Raw genomic sequence first — 16,121 nt, 5'->3', positions numbered from 1 at the left:
CGATGTCTCGGTTTCTCGACATTCGTCCTCTCACCAGCTCCGCCTTCGCTCTCTTCGGTGAGGTGATCGAAGCCGATCCGGCCGCGAAGCGGCTCATCAATGGCGGCACGACGGAGCGTTTCCATGCGCTGGCCGCGGCGCAAGCGACGGGCGAGGGCGCCCGCGTCATCATCAACCTCTTTCGCGGCCAGCCGCGCAGCTTTCCCTATGACATCGACATGATGGAGCGTCATCCCTTCGGCAGCCAGAGCTTCTCGCCAGTCTCCGGCCGTCCCTTCCTCGTCGTCGTCTCCGAGGACGAGGGCGGACGTCCGGGCAGACCGCAAGTGTTTTGCGCGCGCGGGGACCAGGGAGTGAACTACCGCCAAAATGTCTGGCATCATCCGCTGATGGCGCTTGGCCAAGTCTCCGATTTCCTGGTCGTCGACCGCGACGGGCCGGGCAACAATCTGGAAGAGTTCTTCTTCGAAACCCCCTACATCATCAAAGAGCCAGCCCCATGACCGGACTGACCACCCATGTTCTCGACACCGCCCTCGGCAAGCCGGCCGAACGCCTCAGGATCGATCTTTTCCAGCTCGACGGCGAGATCCGCAGGCATCTGAAGACGGTCGAGACCAATGCCGACGGCCGAGTCGACGGCGGTCCCATCCTCGCTGGCGAACATTTCCGGGCCGGCACCTATGAACTGGTCTTCCACGCCGGCGATTATCTGAGGGCCAGCGGCACGCCGCTGCCGCATCCGGCCTTTCTCGATCTGGTGCCAATCCGCTTCGGCATTGCCGATGTCACGGCGCATTATCATGTGCCGCTGCTGATTTCGCCCTACGGCTATTCCACCTATCGAGGGAGTTAGAAATGCGTTTTGCCGCGATCGCCGACATTCACGGCAACCATCTGGCGCTTGAAGCCGTGCTTACGGATATTCGCGCTGAGGGCATCGAGGACATCGTCAATCTCGGCGATTTCTTCAGCGGGCCGCTGGAAGCCGGTCGGACCGCTGATTTGCTGATGCCGCTTGGCCTGACCTCGGTTCGCGGCAATCACGATCGCTATCTGATCGAGCAGGATCCGGCCTCCATGCATGCCTCGGATGCTTCAGCCCATCGGCAATTGACGTCGTCCCATCTCGACTGGATTCGCAGCCTGCCGTTCAACACCGTCTATCGCGGCGAGGTGTATCTCTGCCATGCGACGCCGAAGGACGATAATCTCTATTGGCTGGAATCGGTCTCGGCGGATGGCGTCGTCTTCCTGAAGCCGATCGAAGCGATCGAGGCGCTGGCCGAGGGCATAGACCTGCCGCTGATCCTCTGCGGCCACAGCCACCTTCCCCGCGCCGTCCGTCTCTCCGACGGCCGCCTGATCGTTAATCCCGGCAGCGTCGGCTGCCCCGCCTATGACGACGACCGGCCCTATTACCACAAGATCGAAGCCGGCCATCCGCTGGCCGGCTATGCCATTCTGGAAAAGACGGAGGCGGGATGGACGTGGCAGTTCAGGAATGTCGCCTACGACCATATGGCGATGTCGGCACTGGCCGCCGAAAGGGGCCGTGGCGACTGGGAGAGCGCGCTGGCGGCGGGTTGGGTGAGATAGCCCAGACCCGCCTGCACGCGATCATTCCTTCTTCGGCGCCGCAGGGGCGATCGTCTTTGCCGGGGCTGCGGCCGCTGCCGGCGCTACCGGAGGCGCGGCCGGTATTGCCGGCTTTACCGGAGCCGGAACCAGCTTTGCCGGTTTCGCGCCATCGAGATTTCCAAGGAGGGATGAGATGGCGTTGTCGCCGTCGAAGCCGGCCTCTTTCAGCAATTTGTCGAGGATCGGCTTGTTTGCCTGATAGGAGAGGAGCTGGCCGGCCAAGCCTTCGCCGAGGCCGATGCCGCTTTCGCCGTTCGCGCCCCCGCGGCCCAGCATGCCGCCGGTGTCGAAGATCCTGATGTCAGAGATTTTCTCGATCGGCTTGACCGCCTCGGCGAGCTCGATCAGGATGTCGATCATCCTGCGATAGGCGACTATCGTGTCATCGAGCGCCGCCCATCACGCCGAAAATCTGCACAGCGAGGCCGCGCGCCCTAATCGTGTTGAACCCAGGTTCGATTGGCCGCGCCTATTTCGAGGAAATCGCGAAGGCTGTGAGCGGTCCTGGCGAGCCTGATCCGGCGCGGCTTACAGAGATCATGCTGCGGCACGGCCTGATTCCCGCCTGAAAAGACTCGGCCGCCGCCCGGCTGACAAGTTCCGGGCCTCCCATCCCAATGGAACCGGCGCGGGCCGTCTTAGGCGTGTGCGCAAAGCGGACCCGCCGCCGCTCGCGGTCGAGAGCCGCCGACGGCTTTCTGAAGCTACTGGACCCGCAGCCTGAAGTGGGCAGATGAGCACTAATCATGGGGAGCGGTATAAGCTTAACATACCGTTAGGAGGACGGAGGCAGCGTCGATTGTCGGATCACATTTGCCGATGGAAGCATAGGCGACAGATCGGCTCCGCTTCCTATCGGGCGGCCGTGTGCGCCTCGCGAATACCGGCGTTGATACGGTTGATGATGGTCCATATGAGAAGTAGAGCCACCACCGCCCAAAGCCACGAAGTCCATGCTGCAAACGTACCACCAACCGCGACAAAAGTGCCGAGCGCGCCAAAAAGCACCGCGCGGTCGCTCTTGCCCAGCGGCCCGTCGTAACGCCGGTTTGCCCCGACCGTTTGACCCAGAACGCCGGTAAATTCCGTCAGCGCCGAGAGGAATATGACGGCCATCGCCGGCACCAAGCCGTTCGGATCGATGAGCGCAAACGGCAAATACAAGGCGGTATCCGACACGACATCACCGATCTCGTTCAGATACGCGCCTAAAATGCTCTTCTGCCCATGTTCGCGCGCGAGCATGCCGTCGATGGCGTTGAGGCCCATGCGCAGGAGAAACCATACGGGCACCAGCAGGAACCAATGCGGAAGCGGAACAACGCTCAGAAAAACGCCCAATGCAACCGAGACGGCGGCGGCAACTGAAGTCACCTGATTGGCGGTGACGCCTCGCGCGGCGAGGGAGCGCACCAGAGGGCGAAGAATATTCTGAAATCGGGACTTCAATTGATAGACAGACATGCTACCTCAGTGGAATTTCGTGGCATCGGAAAGGTCTATCCCGGCTTTGGCGGTGCAGATCGTTGTATTTTTGAGGAAGGCCACACTTCATATCGGTTCTCGCAAAGGGCTTACATTTGCGACTAGACTTTTGCAATGAAGACAAATCACTGTTCCCGCCAGTGGTTGCAATCCACCCACCAATCAGAATTGGAGAAGACCGTGCTGCAAACTGCCGATAGCGGGCAACCGTCCTCGACGGCCAGACCAATGCATGAATCCGAATTCGCATCGCATGATGGCACACGGCTTTTTTATCGGGCGTGGCCTGCGACGGGGGCTGCACCGAAGGGCGTAATCATTCTTCTCCATCGCGGCCACGAGCATAGCGGCCGTGTCGCCCATCTCGCCACCGAACTCGGCCTCGATGATTTTTCCTTCTACGCCTGGGACGCACGCGGCCACGGGCGTTCACCGGGAGAGCGCGGCTATTCGCCATCCTTTGCTGCCTCGGCGCATGATCTCGATTGCTTCGTGCGCCATGTCAGCGAGACAAGCGGTACTGCCGTCGAAGACATCGCCGTCATTGCGCAGAGCGTCGGCGCGGTCCTCGCCACCACCTGGGTGCACGACTATGCGCCGCCGATCCGTGCGCTCGTGCTTGCCTCGCCGGCCTTCAGCGTCAAGCTCTACGTGCCTTTTGCCAAAGAAGGCATTGCGCTCTGGGAAAAGCTTAAGGGGACATTCTTCGTCAATTCCTATGTCAAGGCGAGGTTCCTGACGCATGACCCCGAGCGCATCGCCTCCTACGAATCCGACCCATTGATCACCCGGCCAATTGCCTCCAACATCCTGTTGCAGCTTTATGAGGCGGCAGCCCGCGTCGTCGGTGACGCCCGCGCCATCACCGTCCCGACCCAACTGCTTATCTCCGGCAGCGACTGGGTGGTGCGACACGCCCCGCAGCACCGGTTTTACGAAAACCTCGGCAGCCGTATCAAGGAACGGCATGTGCTTGCCGGCTTCTACCATGACACGCTTGGCGAAAAGGACCGCGCGATTGCCCTCGCCGAGGTTCGCCGTTTTATAGACGCGCGTTTTGCCGAGCCCCGGGCGCCTGCCGACCTTCGCACCGCCCATATCCAGGGCTATACAAAGGACGAGGCCGACCGGCTCGCGAGCCCGTTGGACGCCACATCCCCACGCGGCATCTACTGGGCGCTCAGCCGCCTCAACATCAAGATTGGCGCCCTGGTGTCCGAAGGCATCAAGACGGGGGTCAAGACCGGTTTTGATTCCGGCTCGACGCTCGATTACGTCTACGAGAACATGCCGCGCGGGCTCGGTCCCGGCGGGCGTTTGATCGACAAGGTGTTCCTCGAGGCGATCGGTTGGCGCGGCATCAGGCAGCGCAAGCTGCACTTGCAGGATCTGATCGACCGCGCGCTGCAGCGCCTGAAAGCAGCCGGCCGCAATACCCACCTGCTCGACATAGCGGCCGGGCACGGCCGTTATGTCCTTGATGCGATCGAGACGGCTGCCGTGCGTCCCGATAGTGCGCGGTTGCAGGACTATTCCTCCATCAACGTCGATGCCGGCCGCAACAGCATTGCCGCGCGGGGACTGAGTGATTTCGTGAGCTTCCGCCAGCAGGATGCCTTTGACGGCGAGGGGCTGGCTGCAATCACGCCGGCCCCGGATCTCGCGATCGTCTCCGGCCTTTACGAGCTGTTTTCCGACAATGCGATGATCGCCGCATCGCTCAACGGGATCGCCCGGGCGATGCGGCCCGGTGGTCTGCTTGTCTACACCAACCAGCCATGGCATCCACAACTGGAGATGATCGCCCGCGCATTGACCTCCCACCGCGGCGGCGAGGCGTGGGTGATGCGGCGGCGGACGCAAGAGGAAATGGACCAGCTGGTCGCCGCAGCCGGTTTCCGCAAGATCGAACAGCGCATCGATCAGTGGGGCATTTTCACCGTCTCGCTGGCCGAGAGAGTCTGAGGGCAAACCGTGGACAAGGCACGTTCTACTTTTTCCCGGGCAGCACCGGTCCCGAAGCGGGCGGCGCTCTGGCTCGTCTTCCTGGCGCCGTTCTTCTATCTGAGCTATGGCGGCGCCAATTGGCTGGCATCGCAACGCGCTCATGTGCCAAACGTTGCCTTCGCATGGGAAAGCGCCATTCCGTTCCTCGGATGGACCATCATTCCATATTGGTCGATCAATCTGTTCTATGCGCTCTGCCTGTTCATCAACACGACGCCGCGCGATGTGGATATGCTCGCGAGACGTTATCTGACGATCCAGATAGTAGCCGTCGCCTGCTTCGTCGTGTTTCCGCTCGAAGCGATCTTCGTGCGGCCGGCAACGAGCGGCCTGCCTGGTTTCATGTTCGCCGTCCTCGGTGGCTTCGATAAGCCGTTCAACCAGGCGCCGTCGCTGCATATCGCGCTCCTGGTGGTGATCTGGGATCATCTGCGCGGCCGGCTGCCACGGAAGGCACGGCTTCTCTGGCACTTCTGGTGCTTCCTGATTGGAGCCTCCGTGCTGACGACGTGGCAGCATCAGATCATGGACATACCGACCGGCATGCTGCTCGGTCTGTTTGCCGCCTGGCTTTTCCCGCGCGATGCCGGTTCGCCTCTCGCGAACTTTGCGATGAGCGGCGACCCAAGGTCGCGCCGTCTCGGCATCTATTATCTGTGCGGTGCCGTCGCATTACTCGGCCTTGGAGCGCTCTGCACTCCTCTATCGGCCGCAGCGCTTCTGTTGCTCTGGCCGGCTGTTGCGCTGGCGATCGTCGCAGTCGGATATTTCGGCGCCGGCCCGCAGATATTCCAGAAACGCGTCGATGGCCGGGCCACGCTTGCCAGTCGCTGGCTACTGGCGCCCTACCGGCTCGGCGCTGTCATCAACGTTTGGCTCTGGACCCGCAGAATGCCGGCATCCGTGGCGATCGCTGATGGTGTCCATCTTGGTCGTTTTCCGCGTTGCCACGAGGCCAACCGTTTTGCCACGGTGATCGACATCACCGGCGAACTTCAGCGGCCGAAAGGGACGCTGGCGGGCTGGTCCAGCTTTCCGACCCTTGATCTGACTGGCCTCGACAAGATCCAGACCCGAGCTGCGGCGAACCTTATCGAGGTTGCGCGCCAGCAGGGACCGGTCCTCGTCTGCTGTGCGCTGGGTTTCCAGCGGAGCGCAGGCGTCATCGTGCGCTGGCTGCTCATCAGCCGACGTTGTGAAAATCCAGCTGAAGCGCTGCGGCTGATCGAACGGGCGGGGTGGCGTGTTTATCTGCCCGTGGAAAGTCTCCATTCCGTGGCGGAGGGCTTACAATGACGCAGTGGAATGCCACAGCCTCGGCGGCTGCGCGAAATCTCGGCCGCAATTCAATCTTCTGCGGGCTGACAGCGCTGTTGCCACTGATTGTCGGCCCGATCACCGCGGAATATCGAGGCTTCGCTCCACCGCTTGGCTGGCTCTTGATGCTCGTTTTCTGCGTCATTGTTCTTGCGCTGGCGATCCATCTCCTTTTCGATGCGCTGTTGTTTCGCCTCGCATCGACCTACGACACCGAGACGGCCGGTCTTGCAGCCGTCGACGACCTGTTGTCCCGCATGCAGCTTCGCAAGCTTGACAGGACACCGCCTGGCCTCGAGAGGCGGATTGCCGGATCGCGTCGCATCGTCTGGCAGCAGCGTTTTGCGCTCGCCATCTGTCTCGCGATTTTCGCGATCCTTCTGCTCGATGCGACCGATGGGCAGCCGCTCTGCTGAATACGACCGCAGGCGATTGATGCAAACGCTCTCCGGCACGTGTCTGGCAGGTCTTGTACTCAATGACTCAGCAATCGCGACGGCAATTCCGGGATTCGTGTCTTCTAAGCTGGCTTCTCAAGCAGGTCACTGCCGCCCCGATATAATCGACGAATTCACATCGTTGATATCGCGCCTGCCGCAGAGCGCCATGGTGAGGTCCATCTCCTTGCGGATGATGCCGAGCGCCAGCGTCACGCCTTCCTTGCCCATGGCGCCGAGGCCGTAAAGGAAGGGGCGGCCGATATAGGTGCCCTTGGCGCCGAGTGCCACCGCCTTCAGCACGTCCTGGCCGGAGCGGATGCCGCCGTCGAGATGGATCTCGATGCGGTCGCCGACGGCATCGAGGATCCTCGGCAGCATGCTGATCGAGGAGGGGGCGCCGTCAAGCTGGCGGCCGCCGTGGTTGGAAACGACGATCGCATCGGCGCCGGTGTCGGCGGCGGCCTTCGCATCCTCCGGATCGAGCACGCCCTTGATGATCAGCGGGCCGCCCCATTGCTCCTTGATCCAGGCGACATCGGCCCAGGAGAGCCGGGGGTCGAACTGCTCGTGCGTCCATGCGGCCAACGAAGTGATATTGGAGACATTTTTCGCGTGGCCGATGATGTTACCGAAGGTGCGGCGCCTGGTCTGCAGCATATCCAGGCACCAGAAGGGCCGGGTCGCCATTTGCCAGATGTGCTTCGGGGTGAATCTCGGCGGCGCCGACAGGCCGTTGCGCAGGTCCTTGTGGCGCTGGCCGAGGATCTGCAGATCCGCCGTCAGCACCAGCGCCGAGCATTTGGCGGCCTTGGCGCGGTTGATGAGGTCGAGGACGAAATCCTTGTCCCTCATCACGTAGAGCTGGAACCAGAACGGGCGCGTCGTCACCGACGCGACATCCTCGATCGAGCAGATGCTCATCGTGGAGAGCGTGAAGGGAACGCCGAATTCTTCCGCCGCGCGCGCCGCCAGCATCTCACCATCGGCATGCTGCATGCCGGTCAGGCCGGTTGGGGCGAGTGCCACCGGCATCGACACTTTCTGACCGATCATCGTCGTTTCCAGCGTGCGGTCGGTCATGTCGACCATCACCCGCTGGCGCAGCTTGATCTGGCTGAAGTCGCTCTCATTCGCCTGATATGTGGATTCCGTCCAGGCGCCCGAATCCGCGTAATCGAAAAACATCTTCGGCACACGGCGCCGTGCGAGTTTCTTCAGGTCGGCGATGGTGAGCGGAGTGGCCATGAATTGAACCTTCAATCTGATTCCAGCTGTCGGTAGTAACATGGTTTCGCAGCAGTATTGTGGGAAATGGGCGGGTGAGGCAGCTTCGCACGGGGCAATGGGTGTGTCAGCGAAGCGCCGCCTTCAAGGCGACACCTGCCACATAGGTCTCGGCAATCGCCCGGTCGTCGCCCATGGTCTGCAGCAGGAAGAGTTCCTCGGGCAGTGTCTTTACCACCTCCATCTTCAGCGCCATGGCCGGGGTCGCCGCCGCGTCGAGGACGACGAGATCGGCTTCGGTGCCGGGCTCCAGAGTGCCGATCCTGTTTGCCAGCGACAGGGCTTCGGCATTGCCGCGGGTCATCAGGTAGTAACTTTCGAGCGGGTTCAGCCGCTCGCCGAGCAATTGCTGGATCTTGTAGGCCTCGTCCATCGTCTTCAGCATCGAATAGCTGGAGCCGCCGCCAATATCCGTCGCGACGCCGATGCGGACCGGCTTTTCCCGCCGGACAAGCGCCTTCAATGGAAACAGGCCCGAGCCTAGGAAGAGGTTCGAGGTCGGGCAGTGGACGGCAACGGCCCCCGCTTCGCTCATGACATCGGCTTCGCGCTCGGACAGGTGAATGGCATGGCCGAAGAGGCTTTTCGGCCCGAGCAGGCCGTAACGGGCATAGATGTCGGTATAGTCAATCGCATCGGGATAGAGTTCGCAGGTGAATTTGATCTCGTCGTGGTTTTCCGAAAGATGCGTCTGGATGTGCAGGTCGGGAAATTCGCGGGCAAGGGCTGAGGTCGCTTCCATCTGCGCCGGCGTCGAGGTGATGGCGAAGCGCGGGGTGATGGCGACGTGGTTACGGCCCTTGCCGTGCCAGTCCGCTATCACCTGGCGGGTTTCGTCATAGCCCATCTCGGGCGTGTCGAGCAGGCCCTGGGGGGCATTGCGGTCCATCATCACTTTGCCGCCGACCATGCGCATATTGCGCTTTATCGCCTCGGCGAAGAAGGCGTCTGCCGAGGTCTTGTGCACGGAGCAATACGCGACCGCCGTCGTCGTGCCATGGCGGATCAGCTCGTCGTAGAAATGCGTGGCGATCCTTTCAGCATGCGCGGTTTCGACGAAGCGGCATTCCTCGGGAAAGGTATAGGTGTTCAACCATTCGAGCAGGTTGGCGGCATATGAGGCGATCACCTGCATCTGTGGAAAATGCAGGTGCATGTCGATGAAGCCGGGCAGGATCAGATGCGGGCGGTGGTCGATCTCGGCCGTGCCCTCGGCTGCCTTTGCCTTGACGTCGGCATAGGAGTCGACCGCAGCGATCAGCCCGTCTTCGACCAGCAGGCCGCCGTCCTCCTCGTAGCGATAGCTTTGGCTGTCGGCGAGGCTTAGCGGCGCGCGATGGAAGGAAAGCAAGCGGCCGCGCAGGAGTGTCGTCGTCATTGTTTCTTGCCTTCGACTGTGCTCTCGAACCAGGCGACCAGCAGCTTGCGTTCGTCCGGCGTGACGTCGGTGATGTTGCCGGGCGGCATGGCATGGCTGCGGCCCGCCTGTATATAGATTTCGCGGGCATGGGCGGCGATTTCTGCGTCGTTTTCGAGCACCACACCCTTTGGCGGGCGGACGATGCCCTCATAGACGGGCTCGGCCGCGTGGCACATCGAGCAGCGCGTCGAAACCAGCTGCTTGACGGCGGGGAAATGCGGATCACCGGCGAATTGCTGGAAGGCCGGTGCTACGGCTGCCGCATCCGTTTCGCCGGTCAGCAGTTTCGGCACTGTGGAAAGCCACATGATCAGGATGAAAAGGATGACGGTGACGATCCAAGTCCAGGTTGGCCGGCCCTTCCTGGCATGCGTGGTGTTGAACCAATGGCGGATGGTGACGCCCATCAGGAACACCAAGGCCGCGATCACCCAGTTGAATTGTGTTCCGAAAGCCAACGGATAGTGGTTCGACAGCATGAAGAAGATGACCGGCAGGGTCAGGTAGTTGTTGTGCAGCGAGCGCTGTTTGGCGATCTGTCCGTATTTGGGATCGGGCGTGCGTCCGGCGATGAGATCGGCGACGACGATCTTCTGGTTCGGGATGATGATCATGAAGACGTTGGCCGACATGATCGTCGCGGTAAAGGCGCCGAGATGCAGGAAGGCGGCGCGGCCGGTGAAAAGCTGCGTGTAGCCCCAGGCCATGACGACCAGCACGACATAGAGCACCGCCATCAACCCCCAGGTATTCTTGCCCAGGGGGGATTTGCAGAGCAGGTCGTAGACGATCCAGCCGAGGCCAAGCGACGCTAGCGAGATCAGGATCGCGACGGGCGGGCTGATATCGAGCACGTGGCGGTCGATGAGGAAGAGGTCGGCGCCGCCGTAATAGACGATGCAGAGCATCAGGAAGCCGGAAATCCAGGTGAAATAACTTTCGTATTTGAACCAGGTCAGGTGCTCCGGCATCTGGGCGGGCGCCACCAGATACTTCTGGATATGATAGAAGCCGCCGCCGTGGACCTGCCATTCCTCGCCGTAGGCGCCGGGCGGCAGGTGCGGGCGTTTCACCAGCCCGAGATCGAGCGCGATGAAATAGAAGGACGATCCGATCCAGGCGATCGCAGTGACGACATGGAACCAGCGCGCCGCAAAGGCGAGCCATTCCCATGCTATGGCATATTCATACATCGAGTTCCCCTGTCTTCCTCCGACTCGTGACATTGCTGAAATTTTGGCGGGGAGGGAAGAGGAGATTCTGTTTTGCCGAAGCCGTCGACCGCAGTCGCATCGCAGATCTGCGGTCGCGTGCCTAAAAGCTGCCGAGAAGGCTGTGCATTATCTGTCTCTAATACGGAATACGCTAATTCAGCGGACCTTGAAACTACGATGGTTCGATTACAGTTATTTGCAGGCCGCCGGAATAAAATAAGGACCGTTAGATCATCGGCGGCGCATTCATCGACGGAGAAGATGCCCATGCGCAGCATTCTGACGTGTGTGATGATTGCGTATGCGTCGCTGGCGACGGCTCACGACGCACCTACGGGGTGGAGTTATGACCCCTATTGTTGCAACGGCGACAGTCATAATGGCGATTGCCAGATGATCCCTTCGAAAAGCGTGGCGGTGACGCCGGGCGGATATCGAGTGACGCTGCTGCCGGGCGACCACCGGCTGGTCACGCATGCTCACGTCTTTCTGCTGCCGATGACGAAGGCGATGCAATCGGGTGACAACGACTATCATCTCTGTCTGTTTCCAAACGAGGATACGCCGCGCTGTTTCTATGCGCCGGAGATGGGATATTGAAGCCGGACTAACAGATCGGACAGGTCGGAACCAAGCCCGGACACCCGATGAACTAATTCCCGGCCGCCTTCATTTCCTCAAGGATCCAGTTGCGGAAGGCCTTGATCTTCGGCACGTTGCGGCGGTTTTCGGGGTAGACGAGCCAGTAGGCCTTGCCGTCGCTGCGGGTCAGTTCGAATGGCTGATAGAGCCGGCCGAGCGCGATCTCGGCTGCATAAAAGGCCGGATGGAGGATGGCGACACCGTGGCCGGCGATCGCCGCATCGGCTTCCACCGCCTGGGAGCCGAGCTGGTTGCGCGGGCGGCGATCGAGGTCCGTCTCGGTGATGCCGGCTGCCTCGAACCATTGTTTCCACCAGATGTCGCCGGCGTCGAAGAGATCGAGCTTCAACAGATCACGCGGCTCCTTGATGCCGCCTGCCGATTCCGCCAGCTTCGGGCTCAGCATCGGCGTGAACTCCAGCCCCATCAGCCGGTGCAGCGTCAGCCCCGGCCAGTTGCCGTCGCCCCAGCGGATGCCGACATCGATCTGCTCACGGGCGAAATCGATGATATCCGAGCTCGCCTGAAAGCGCACCGCGATCGCCGGATGTTTCAAGTGGAAAGAGCCGAGGCGCGGCGCCAGCCATTTCGAGGCGAAAGTGTGGGTTGAGCTGATGGCCAGCGTGCCTTCGACGCTGTCGCGTGCCGTCGCCATCGCGTCGTGCAGTATGGCGAAGGCCTCGGTCACCTTCGGCGCCAGCCGCTCGCCGGTTTCCGTCAGCGCGATCTGACGGGGGCGGCGCAGGAAGAGCGGCTCGCCGACATTCTCCTCCAGCAACTTGATCTGGTAGCTGACGGCTGTCTGCGTCATGCCGAGCTCGTCGCCCGCCTTGGTGAAACTCCCGAGCCGGGCCGCGGCCTCGAAGACGCGCAGCGCATTCAACGGAAATTGCTTCGAAAGCTTCATGGATAAGTTCTCTTGATGCAGGCAGACGGTTGTTCGATTGGAATTGCAGCATTTTCGGCGGCAAACTGCAACTCATACCATCAATCCACCGAGGTGATGCCATGGACTGCCATGCTATCGAAGAGCGCCGGCCGCAGCAGAGAATCCAGATTTTCCGGCGCCTTGCCGACTGGTTGGCGGGTGGTGCCGACCGTTTCCGCCGTCTGCCCCGGCTGGATCTTTCCGCCACGCCAGACCGCGTCAAACGCGACCTCGGTTTCCTCGACGGACGCGATCCCTACTACGAGGACGAGCGTATGCGGTAGGCGCCAAGCGCCGTCAGGATCTCGGCGGCGGTCATGGCGGCGATCACTTCGGGTCGTTTGTCCCTAACCACGGCGCCGCCGATCGGCAGCGTCAGCCGCTCGATCCAGTCGCGCTCCCCGCCGCCTTCACGGTAAAGCCAGCCTGCGAAAGTGGCGCGCTTGGTCGCCGAGCCGATCATGCCGGTATAGGCAAGGTCGCTCCTTGCCAGCGCTTCGCGGGCGATGAGAAAGTCGAGCGCATGATCATGCGTCAGGATGACGGCCGCGCCGCCAGCCGCAATCTCGTTCACCAGTGCTTCCGGCATCGGGACGAGGCGGGTCTTCGTCCGAGCAGGCAGGTTGGCGAGTTCCTCCTGCCGCGTTTCGACGACGGTGACCGAGAACGGCAATGGCGCAAGGGCTGCGGCCAGCGCCCGGCCGACATGGCCGGCACCGAAGAGATAGACTTCGGGTAGACGCTCGATCTCGCCCAAAAGTTTTGCCTCCAACTCACCTTTCACCGCCTGCGTCAGTCTGCGAAACCGCAACTGCGTGCGGCCGCCGCAGCATTGGCCGATCTCGGGGCCGAGCGGGATATCCATGATGGCCTTTCCGCCCGAGCCAGCCAGCATCTCCCGCGCATTCGCGATCGCCATGAACTCGAACTGCCCGCCGCCGATTGTGCCCCATAGAGCTGTTTGCGAGACGAGCATGAAGGCGCCGGCCTCACGCGGGGTGGAGCCTTGTGTGCCGGTGATGTCGATGAGGATGCTGTCGGGATGGGCGGTGAGGAATGTGGGGAGGTCGGTCATAGGGAGATGGCCGATAGGTAAGTGGCTGTGTTACCCCCCTCTGTCCTGCCGGACATCTCCCCCACAAGGGGGGAGATTGGATGGGGTTGACGGCTTCGCCAAACAACTAAAGCGCTGCTACTCCAACGGGGCAGATGGGGAGCGATGCTCCAACCTTTTACCGATCTCCCCCCTTGTGGGGGAGATGTCCGGCAGGACAGAGGGGGGTAACATTGACTCCGTCCGTCCTGTTTAAACAACAAACCAGCCGGACTCATCCTACACCCGCTTCATCCGCTCCACCGCCATCAGCACCCGCTCTGGCGTCGCCGGGGCGTCGAGTCTTGGGCAGACCTTGTAATTCGCCACACTTGCGACCGCCATCGACAGCGCTTCCAGCACAGAGATCGCCAGCATGAAGGGTGGTTCGCCGACGGCCTTGGAGCGGCCGATGGTGGCCTCAGTGTTCTCCGACCATTCGGCGAGGCGGACGTTGAAGATCTTCGGCCGGTCGGAGGCGAGCGGGATCTTGTAGGTCGAGGGAGCATGGGTGCGCAGGCGGCCCTTGTCGTCCCACCAGAGCTCTTCCGTCGTCAGCCAGCCCAGGCCCTGCACGAAGGCGCCCTCGACCTGGCCCATGTCGATTGCGGGGTTCAGTGAGCGGCCGACATCGTGGAGGATGTCGGTGCGGTCGATCAGGTATTCGCCGGTCAGCGTGTCGATCGAGACTTCGGTGCAGGAGGCGCCGTAAGCGAAATAATAAAAGGGCGTGCCGCGGCCGGCCTTGCGGTCCCAGTGAATCTTCGGCGTCTTGTAGAAGCCGGCGGCGGAAAGTTGGACGCGGGCGAAATAGGCCTGCTTGATGAAATCGGGGAAGGGGATCTCGATTTCGCCGACGCGCACGCGGTTCGGCAGGAAGACGACGTCGGCGGGGCCAACACCCCATTTCTCGGCGGCAAACGCCACCAGCCGTTCCTTGATCTGACGGGCGGCGTCGAAGGCCGCCATGCCATTGAGGTCCGAGCCGGAGGAGGCGGCGGTGGCGGAGGTGTTCGGCACCTTGGCCGTCGTCGTCGCGGTGATTTTCACCCGGTCGATGTCGACCTGGAAGCTGTCGGCCAGCACCTGCGCCACCTTGGTATAGAGGCCCTGGCCCATTTCGGTGCCGCCATGGTTCAAGTGGATCGAGCCGTCCTGATAGATATGGACGAGGGCGCCGGCCTGGTTGAAGGCGGTCATGGTGAAGGAGATGCCGAATTTGACCGGCGTCAGCGCGATGCCCTTTCTGATGTAACGGCTGTCGCGGTTGAAGGCGATGATGGCGTTGCGGCGCGCCCGGTATTCGGCCGTTTCCTCCAGCTCCTCAACGATGCGGGCGATGATATTGTCCTCGACCTCCTGATGGTAGGGCGTGAGCGTGCGGCCGGAGCCCGGCTGGCCGTAGAAATTCAGCTTGCGGATATCGAGCGGATCCTTGCCGAGGGCATAGGCGATCTCCTCGATGAAGCGCTCGGCGCCGAGCATGCCCTGCGGTCCGCCGAAGCCGCGGAAGGCGGTGTTGGAGACGGTGTGGGTTTTCAGCGGTTTCGACTGGAGATGCACATGCGGATAGAAATAGCTGGAATCGGCATGGAAGAGGGCGCGGTCGGTCACCGGTCCCGAGAGATCCGAGGAGAAACCACAGCGCGCCGCGTAAGTGGCGTCAACCGCATGGATGCGGCCTTCGGCATCGAAGCCCACCTCATAATCGACGAGGAAATCGTGGCGCTTGCCGGTGGCGCTCATGTCCTCGTCGCGGTCGGGGCGGAATTTGATGGCGCGGCCGAGCTTCTTGGCGGCGATCGCCGCGAGCGCTGCGAACTGATTGCCCTGCGTCTCCTTGCCGCCGAAGCCGCCGCCCATGCGGCGGACGTTGACGGTTACGGCGTTGGAAGGGATATCGAGCACGTGGCCGACGATGTGCTGGATCTCGCTCGGATGCTGCGTCGATGACCAGACGGTGACCTCATCATCTTCGCCGGGGATGGCCATGGCAATATGGCCTTCGAGGTAGAAATGCTCCTGGCCGCCGATGCGCATCCGGCCCTTCAGCCGCATGGGGGCATTTGGCATTTCCACTTCAGGCTCGCCGCGCTGGAGCGTCATCGGGGTGATGACCAGCGGGCTGCCGTTGGCGAGCGCGCCGTCGATATCGCTCCAGTGCGGCAGGTCGCGATAGTCTATCTTCGCCAGCCGTGCGGCCCGGCGGGCAGCTTCGCGCGTTTCGGCGATGACGGCAAAGATCGGCTGGCCGTGAAATTCGACCTTGGTTTCGGCGAGCAGCGGCTCGTCATGGCTGCCGTTGGAGCTGACGTCGTTGACGCCTGGCACGTCCTTGCCGGTGAGGACCCAGACGACGCCGGGATAGGCGGCGACCGCGGACAGATCGATGCCGGCGATTTCGGCATGCGCCCGGTCCGAGAGGCCGAGGGCGCCGTGCAGCAGGCCGGCGGGTTCGGGGATATCGTCGATATAATCGGCGGTTCCGGTGACATGCTTATGTGCCGAATCATGCCGCAGCGAGCCGTGCATCGGGCCTGAAATGATGACCTTGCGATCTTCGAAGGTGGACTTATCCATTAGATCAGCCCTCCAAGCGTAGCCACACGGAATGAGGGAGGGGAGGAGATCGCGGCTGTTCCCATCAAAG

15 protein-coding genes and 1 pseudogene are annotated in these 16,121 nt (G+C 62.0%); 8 read left to right on the top strand and 8 right to left on the bottom strand.

Features of this window, described 5'->3' with window-relative positions:
• Positions 1-2: 2 nt before the first annotated feature.
• The 3 genes from HJB84_RS29810 to HJB84_RS29800 are packed head-to-tail and all read left to right on the top strand — an operon-like array spanning position 3 to position 1,599.
• Entirely contained in the window at positions 3-503 is a 501-nt protein-coding gene (locus tag HJB84_RS29810) for an ureidoglycolate lyase (protein WP_221117677.1), read from the top strand.
• Complete coding sequence (gene uraH / locus HJB84_RS29805) at positions 500-856, top strand: hydroxyisourate hydrolase (RefSeq protein ID WP_221117676.1); 357 nt, start codon at positions 500-502, stop codon at positions 854-856. The genes HJB84_RS29810 and uraH overlap by 4 nt, the downstream gene beginning before the upstream one ends.
• Before the next feature lie 2 nt (positions 857-858).
• Positions 859-1,599 carry a metallophosphoesterase gene (locus HJB84_RS29800; RefSeq protein ID WP_221117675.1) on the top strand — a complete coding sequence of 247 codons (741 nt, stop codon included), beginning with the start codon at positions 859-861 and terminating at the stop codon, positions 1,597-1,599.
• Between the two features lie 21 nt (positions 1,600-1,620).
• Here HJB84_RS29800 and HJB84_RS29795 read toward each other — a convergent pair.
• Together HJB84_RS29795 and HJB84_RS29790 are read right to left on the bottom strand one after the other, a co-directional pair.
• Positions 1,621-1,980, bottom strand: a pseudogene (locus HJB84_RS29795) (flotillin domain-containing protein); the annotation flags it as partial.
• A 513-nt stretch (positions 1,981-2,493) separates the two neighbouring features.
• Positions 2,494-3,105: a CDP-alcohol phosphatidyltransferase family protein gene (locus tag HJB84_RS29790; protein WP_207581381.1), complete on the bottom strand. Its 612-nt coding sequence runs from the start codon at positions 3,103-3,105 to the stop codon at positions 2,494-2,496.
• 201 nt (positions 3,106-3,306) lie between these two features.
• Between HJB84_RS29790 and HJB84_RS29785 the strand changes: the two genes are divergently transcribed.
• Genes HJB84_RS29785 through HJB84_RS29775 form a run of 3 tightly spaced genes read left to right on the top strand, consistent with a single transcriptional unit; the run spans position 3,307 to position 6,866 of the window.
• A complete protein-coding gene (locus tag HJB84_RS29785; protein ID WP_221117674.1) occupies positions 3,307-5,091 on the top strand; it encodes a bifunctional alpha/beta hydrolase/class I SAM-dependent methyltransferase in 1,785 nt (594 codons plus the stop codon).
• Between the two features lie 9 nt (positions 5,092-5,100).
• Positions 5,101-6,429 (top strand): phosphatase PAP2/dual specificity phosphatase family protein, encoded by a 1,329-nt coding sequence (locus HJB84_RS29780; RefSeq protein ID WP_221117673.1) that lies wholly within the window; start codon positions 5,101-5,103, stop codon positions 6,427-6,429.
• Positions 6,426-6,866, top strand: a complete 441-nt coding sequence (locus HJB84_RS29775) for a hypothetical protein (RefSeq protein ID WP_221117672.1) — start codon at positions 6,426-6,428, stop codon at positions 6,864-6,866. Before HJB84_RS29780 ends, HJB84_RS29775 begins: the two co-directional genes overlap by 4 nt.
• A 126-nt stretch (positions 6,867-6,992) precedes the next feature.
• On the opposite strand, the gene HJB84_RS29770 is transcribed toward HJB84_RS29775, so the two are convergent.
• From HJB84_RS29770 to puuD, 3 genes are all read right to left on the bottom strand, one after another.
• Entirely contained in the window at positions 6,993-8,135 is a 1,143-nt protein-coding gene (locus HJB84_RS29770) for an alpha-hydroxy acid oxidase (protein WP_221117671.1), read from the bottom strand.
• Positions 8,136-8,241: 106 nt separating this feature from the next.
• Positions 8,242-9,552 (bottom strand): guanine deaminase, encoded by a 1,311-nt coding sequence (gene guaD, locus HJB84_RS29765; RefSeq protein WP_221117670.1) that lies wholly within the window; start codon positions 9,550-9,552, stop codon positions 8,242-8,244.
• On the bottom strand, positions 9,549-10,787 hold the full coding sequence (gene puuD, locus HJB84_RS29760; protein ID WP_221117669.1) for a urate hydroxylase PuuD: 1,239 nt from the start codon (positions 10,785-10,787) through the stop codon (positions 9,549-9,551). The genes guaD and puuD overlap by 4 nt, the downstream gene beginning before the upstream one ends.
• A 288-nt stretch (positions 10,788-11,075) precedes the next feature.
• Here puuD and HJB84_RS29755 point away from each other — a divergent pair, with 288 nt between their 5' ends.
• Positions 11,076-11,408 (top strand): hypothetical protein, encoded by a 333-nt coding sequence (locus tag HJB84_RS29755; RefSeq protein WP_085738009.1) that lies wholly within the window; start codon positions 11,076-11,078, stop codon positions 11,406-11,408.
• A 52-nt stretch (positions 11,409-11,460) separates the two neighbouring features.
• Here the strand turns inward: HJB84_RS29755 and gcvA are convergent, their stop codons facing one another.
• On the bottom strand, positions 11,461-12,357 hold the full coding sequence (gcvA, locus tag HJB84_RS29750) for a transcriptional regulator GcvA (RefSeq protein WP_207581375.1): 897 nt from the start codon (positions 12,355-12,357) through the stop codon (positions 11,461-11,463).
• 101 nt (positions 12,358-12,458) lie between these two features.
• Between gcvA and HJB84_RS29745 the strand changes: the two genes are divergently transcribed.
• Entirely contained in the window at positions 12,459-12,662 is a 204-nt protein-coding gene (locus tag HJB84_RS29745) for a hypothetical protein (protein WP_207581374.1), read from the top strand.
• Here HJB84_RS29745 and xdhC read toward each other — a convergent pair.
• Together xdhC and xdhB are read right to left on the bottom strand one after the other, a co-directional pair.
• Entirely contained in the window at positions 12,638-13,453 is an 816-nt protein-coding gene (xdhC, locus tag HJB84_RS29740; RefSeq protein WP_221117668.1) for a xanthine dehydrogenase accessory protein XdhC, read from the bottom strand. The genes HJB84_RS29745 and xdhC overlap by 25 nt on opposite strands.
• A 258-nt stretch (positions 13,454-13,711) precedes the next feature.
• Positions 13,712-16,051: a xanthine dehydrogenase molybdopterin binding subunit gene (gene xdhB, locus HJB84_RS29735; RefSeq protein WP_221117667.1), complete on the bottom strand. Its 2,340-nt coding sequence runs from the start codon at positions 16,049-16,051 to the stop codon at positions 13,712-13,714.
• Positions 16,052-16,121 lie beyond the last annotated feature (70 nt).

Origin of the sequence: Rhizobium sp. NZLR1b (assembly GCF_019685155.1) — a bacterium.
Classification (GTDB): Bacteria; Pseudomonadota; Alphaproteobacteria; order Rhizobiales; family Rhizobiaceae; genus Rhizobium.
Note: the sequence above shows the minus strand (reverse complement) of the source record. Positions and strands in the feature narration are given on the sequence as shown.